5 protein-coding genes are annotated in these 5,095 nt (G+C 42.7%); 3 read left to right on the top strand and 2 right to left on the bottom strand.

Annotated elements, in window-relative coordinates; translation table 11 throughout:
• Positions 1–167: 167 nt before the first annotated feature.
• A complete protein-coding gene (locus AK963_RS25215; RefSeq protein ID WP_066018140.1) occupies positions 168–467 on the bottom strand; it encodes a hypothetical protein in 300 nt (99 codons plus the stop codon).
• Between the two features lie 236 nt (positions 468–703).
• Entirely contained in the window at positions 704–1,456 is a 753-nt protein-coding gene (locus AK963_RS25210; RefSeq protein ID WP_066018139.1) for a hypothetical protein, read from the bottom strand.
• A gap of 430 nt (positions 1,457–1,886) precedes the next feature.
• On the opposite strand from AK963_RS25210, the gene AK963_RS36720 reads away from it, so the two are divergent.
• From AK963_RS36720 to AK963_RS25195, 3 genes are all read left to right on the top strand, one after another.
• Complete coding sequence (locus AK963_RS36720) at positions 1,887–2,012, top strand: hypothetical protein (protein WP_274520555.1); 126 nt, start codon at positions 1,887–1,889, stop codon at positions 2,010–2,012.
• A 518-nt stretch (positions 2,013–2,530) separates the two neighbouring features.
• Positions 2,531–3,208: a nuclease-related domain-containing protein gene (locus AK963_RS25200; RefSeq protein ID WP_066018137.1), complete on the top strand. Its 678-nt coding sequence runs from the start codon at positions 2,531–2,533 to the stop codon at positions 3,206–3,208.
• A gap of 519 nt (positions 3,209–3,727) precedes the next feature.
• Entirely contained in the window at positions 3,728–4,249 is a 522-nt protein-coding gene (locus AK963_RS25195; protein ID WP_066018136.1) for a hypothetical protein, read from the top strand.
• The last annotated feature ends 846 nt before the right edge of the window (positions 4,250–5,095 follow it).

The raw sequence follows: 5,095 nt of genomic DNA, 5'->3' as shown, positions 1-5,095 counted from the left end.
GAACACTTCCTGCCGTTTTAACGCATCCAGCGAATGCATCGCTTCCGAAAAATCCACTACAGGCCGCGTCTTGCCACAGTGCGGACATTGCTCGGTGCTCCTGCCATTAAAACTGACTGGCACTCTCAGTCTTGTCATATCTGCCTCCCTGCAGGACCGCTATGGTTTTATCCAGAAACTTCGTTCAGAAAGTCGATGACTTCGGGAGGAACCCCCTGACCATCCTCAACAGACTCTGAGAGTTGCTTCATAAGTTCAAAATCGTCAAATACAAAAAGAAATTCAAGGTCATCACTGTCGAGCGTATTGAAGTCTTGAACACTGTCATTGGAGAAAGCCACCAATAACTCAGCCTCCCCGTCCTCTGACTCTAAAAAGTGAAAAACCAGTCCAACCTCACCCGTCTCAAGATTGTGGGTAGAGTCTCCTGTATAACGAATCACCGAACCCACTTCGAAATCCGACATGTCGCCATCCTTATTATTCTTTAGAGCTGTGCTTTGGCTGCTGAAACAGAGGGGAAAATCGCCCCGTTCGATAGTCTGCCATTAATTGCCTGGTATTGACAAACACCTGAAATGCCTGTCTGCCAGAGCTTACATATAGAACGGATGACCCAGCAGCTCATCCAGTGAGTAAGTGAAGTCCAAAAAACTGGCCGAGGTCATCACTCCTACCATCATTCAGGTTGATGATGCTGTACTCATGACTTGCTAAAAACACCGGAAAACACATCATAAGTCAGCTCGTACAAATCAGAGTATCGAGCCCGGCGCTTTTCTGCCTCATCACAGGCTTCATCATCAACTTCAGCAGCCATCACCGATTTCACTGGTTTGAGGCCATAATGGGCTTTCTTCTCAAGGAAATCCGACAGCCCCGTCACCAGCTCTGGAAAATAGCGTTTTACGTAATCCACAAAAAGCCGCATGGCACTCTCATTATCCATCATCTTTGAGTAACAGTCGTAAAAGCCAACATTGTGTCTGATGGTATTCAAAATCATCCGGCGTCTTTTTGGCCAGTTTGCCTGAGCGTACTCTTCAGGCTGCATCGCTTCAGTGATCCGCTTCCAGGTCGACAGGGGGAACGGAGTCGGAAACAAGCATTGGCCTTCATCAATAATCGTAACTGGCTGCCCATCCATAATGACGTAAACATCCAGCAACGGGGCTTCATCAGCAAAAAAACACCCCATTCCCTGAGTGGCTTCAAGAATTCTTGATCGCAGTGATGCGGATACGCCAGCCTTTTTCATCCGTCGGCAGGCTTCTTCAAACGTCAGGATACACTCATGATCCTTGCGAATATAACCATGACAGGAGACCTGGTAGCCCACCAGTGCCGGGAATACATTCATCAGAGATTTTGCCACTTTGAGTCTGACCGGGAATATCCTGCTCCAGTCCACATCAACAGCGTAGCCATGAAGATAGTTCTTGATGATTGCGTTCATATGAAATCCTTTTCACAGCAAACATTCTGAAACTCTATAATTCAGCGAAATTTCTGCCGAGTAAAGCACTAAAACAGTAGCCGATATCTTCAAACCATCCAGACAGCAAGCCGCTATCTGGCAAGTTACATTCAACAACCACTGGTAACACTGGGCAAGCAGCGCTGAGTCAGGAACTTCTGACCAACCTCACCTGCAAGTAAGTCAACCAACGGTTCGACTTTTGAGTTCAGACTGCCAGGCTCATAGGATTGTGGCTGGCCTAACAGCACTCTTATCTTTATTCATAATAAGCCACTATTTTTATGGTGACGTGTCAAATTTGTCTGCAAAATTCACTGCATGCAAACCATTAACTATTTCTGTACGAAGCACCTTTTGAACCTTCACCTCGCACTAAACTTGCAGGTTAAGGCGTCCAACATTACCCATGGAACATGAGTTTGATGGCTATAACAAGGGAGCATGGCAAGAAAGAGTTGAATGGATGGTTCATCATATCCAGCAGCGTGAAAAGCCACTGGCCGCCCCCTCAAAGAGAGCAACCAGGCATTGAAAACTTTTTCCTCATTACCCTCGTCCCCAGAGGCGTAACCAGCGAATTTTATTGTAACGCCAAGCCAGCAATTCTGAGGGGCTTTCACAAACCAGCTCCCGACATAACCTGCCAATACTCAAAATAGAACCACATCAAAGACCAACGGTAATTATGCCTCTTCGCTAATACACGACTACCACCATACATATTACCGTCGTACAATGATGGCTTTCCCAACAAAGTCCCTTCGAGCTATCTGGTCCCATGCTCCCCGGCCTCAATTTCAGGTAACGGTAAATCCACGGGCGGTAGCGTGCTTTCTGACCTTTCGTGTCTGGACGGCAATTCTGGTTGGCTCGATGAAAAAGGAAGACCTGACTCCAGCTTTCTCAGCTTTCTCAGCTTTCTTATCAAATGAGGACTATCATTTAGACAGTGAAAATATCAAACATCTGTACTGCTAATTCGAGAGTTTAGTCGATTCTGTAAAATTCAGTAATCCGTTGCTCTTCCGTCAGCAGAGCATTGAAAAAATCATGATGAATAGCGAAATAGTTTTAAATCAAGAATTGTATATAAAGATACTATTGTCAGTAAGCTTTATATCTTTAGTTATTTTTAAAATCGGTTTTTATTATGGGAATCGAAGAAAAGTATGGGATGGAAATCACGGTGAAGGTTTAGTAAGGAAGCAACTCACAAAATACTGTGAAATATCTACATCCCATGTACTCAATAATGTAACACTTACATATGGGGATGGCACAACACAAATCGACCATATTCTTATATCCCAAAATGGGATTTTAGTTATTGAAACCAAACATTACACGGGCTGGTTGTTTGCTCACGAAAAACAAAGGCAATGGACTCAAGTAATATACAGAGTTAAAAATAAGTTCCAGAACCCTATATTTCAAAATCAGAAACATATAAAGGCAGTTCGTCAGCTTTTAGATTTCCTGCCATCAAGTTATATTCAAGGCTTAGTTGTCTTTTCAGGAGATGCGCATTTTAAAACGGATATTCCAGATGGTGTTGTACACATTGAAGAACTTATTTCATATATCGATACTATGAGATTTGGAACAATTTCTGAAAACAGAGTTCAATTCTGTGTGGGAAGGCTCGAGTGTAAAAGATTGGAGCTAACCCAAAAAACGGATGTAGAACATCAGGCATATCTGGAGCAAAAGTTTGGTGAATTCCAATGAGATACAATACTCATAGCGCCAAAGCAGGAAAATCGCCTGAGCTATCCAGTCCCATGCGCCTCGGCCTCAATTTTAGCAGTAACGGTAAAATCCACGGACGGTAGTATGATTTCTGACCTTTAGTGTCTTTTCGGAAACTGCGACAGGTTTGATACAAAAAGAAAGTCACGACTCCAGCTTTCCTTGGCCAACTATGCGAGCCGCTTTCTGGCATTCTGAACAACGTTTGTAAATTACTGACTGATGATAGACCTATCCTATCGATTGAGTGGTTGTGATTTTCAACCAGGGAGAAAAGACTCACTGAAGGTATAACTCCTAGATATTGGAGAGTTCTGCAAAAGCGTGAGTTTTCAGGCAGTTATCAAACCTGTAAAAATGGGTGATATACCTCACATGAGCCAATAAGAAAGGTGATTGGGTGATATACCTCAATTGAGTTCGTTATCCCATATTACTCATTTGAGTTCTAATACAATGTTAAGTTGCTATACCGAGTAAGGAGACACTCAGAAACCTATGGATGTATATGAGATTATTGATAAGATTATTTCTCAGTATGGAGGTTGGATAGCTGCAACCTCTGCAATAATCGTATTCTTTTCAACTATGCTCTCAAATTTGGTATCAACTTTTTTTATGAAGTTAATTGATAGCAAATTTTCAAAAGGAAAGTTGAGATATGACACACAAATAGAGCAGTACCTAAATTGCGTTAGGCCAATTTCCGAATTCACTAGCAAGTTGGTACTTGGAAAAGCTACCATAGATGACAAAATTCACTACGAAGAAAAAAGAATAGAAGCGATTGCATTACTTGGTATTTTCTCTTCTACAGAAGCTGTTCAAAACTACATGGAAATTATTCGCAGCATTAATAATCTAAGTAGTTTTAACCCTCAAGAAAAGTTGTATTCAATATCAGAAGACAACTTCAGAACTGTATCTAAGAAAGCTCTTGTCTTTATCAACTCTGCACGCAAAGAGATAGGGGTAGCAAAACGCTACGAACAAGACATCAAATACGATTTCGAAAAATAAGTAGTTGACCAAATGAAACCATATTTCCTGAGTAAGTGATCCGTCACCCTACTGTGTTACAACTCTGGTCACATAGCTACGGCTATGCTCCCGCCGCTGTGCCTTGCATAGTAACTGTCCACTCCCCCAGAAATATTCGATTCCATTTGCTCAACTACTTAACAACAATTAGAGCGCAACTTAACACATATGAGCCTTCCCGGAGTCAAGAGTAAAAACAATACCCTTGGCACCGGCAGCCAATAAAAAATAACTTAGCAAGAGCTTTTACTTCGCTCTGTCATGTTCAGCTAATAAGTCAATCGCTTACAGCAAACACATATTGAGGCTCTCTTACTGTGGTCTCACCACGGCCTGATGGTCTACTCCTGTTGACCCCAGGGGCACTAAACATTCATCGGTTAACCCTTGCTGGCACTATTCAAAGTAGGCTGGTTGTTCTGTCCAGTTAGTTTCAGGCTCAGGTTGGGTGTAAACGATCTTGCTAAGTTTTCTTAATGCGCACACAGGCAGTGTCTTATCAAAAAATCTGGCTCACGTTTCTCAATAGCCGCAACGTTGTCGGCTTCAAGGAACCAGTCGTCTGTTAAGACGGTCGCGGCAATATTGTCACGGTGTTGTCCAGTTAGGTGACCAGCTCACTGCCTGTGGCGACTTACCCGTTTATAAATCGTGCTTCATCGAATACTGTCCCTGTTTTCATCATGAAGTAAACCGCCTGTCATCACCGGCGTAAAAAGTCCTCAAAACACCAGTCCAAAATGACCTGTCGTTAAGTATAGCTTTTTGGGGTGGTCTGCAAGTCTGATAGTTCCAGAAAGTTAAATATTTTACTAAGCTGACTCT

Origin of the sequence: Endozoicomonas atrinae (assembly GCF_001647025.1) — a bacterium.
GTDB lineage: Bacteria > Pseudomonadota > Gammaproteobacteria > Pseudomonadales > Endozoicomonadaceae > Endozoicomonas > Endozoicomonas atrinae.
This window is presented reverse-complemented; position numbering and strand designations above follow the sequence as displayed.

What these genes read in the sequence shown, in the direction of transcription:
- AK963_RS25215 (WP_066018140.1), bottom strand. Translation starts at nt 467, where the DNA reads ATGTCGGATTTCGAAGTGGGTTCGGTGATTCGTTATACAGGAGACTCT.
- AK963_RS25210 (WP_066018139.1), bottom strand. Translation starts at nt 1,456, where the DNA reads ATGAACGCAATCATCAAGAACTATCTTCATGGCTACGCTGTTGATGTG.
- AK963_RS36720 (WP_274520555.1), top strand. Translation starts at nt 1,887, where the DNA reads ATGGAACATGAGTTTGATGGCTATAACAAGGGAGCATGGCAAGAAAGA.
- AK963_RS25200 (WP_066018137.1), top strand. Translation starts at nt 2,531, where the DNA reads ATGATGAATAGCGAAATAGTTTTAAATCAAGAATTGTATATAAAGATA.
- AK963_RS25195 (WP_066018136.1), top strand. Translation starts at nt 3,728, where the DNA reads ATGGATGTATATGAGATTATTGATAAGATTATTTCTCAGTATGGAGGT.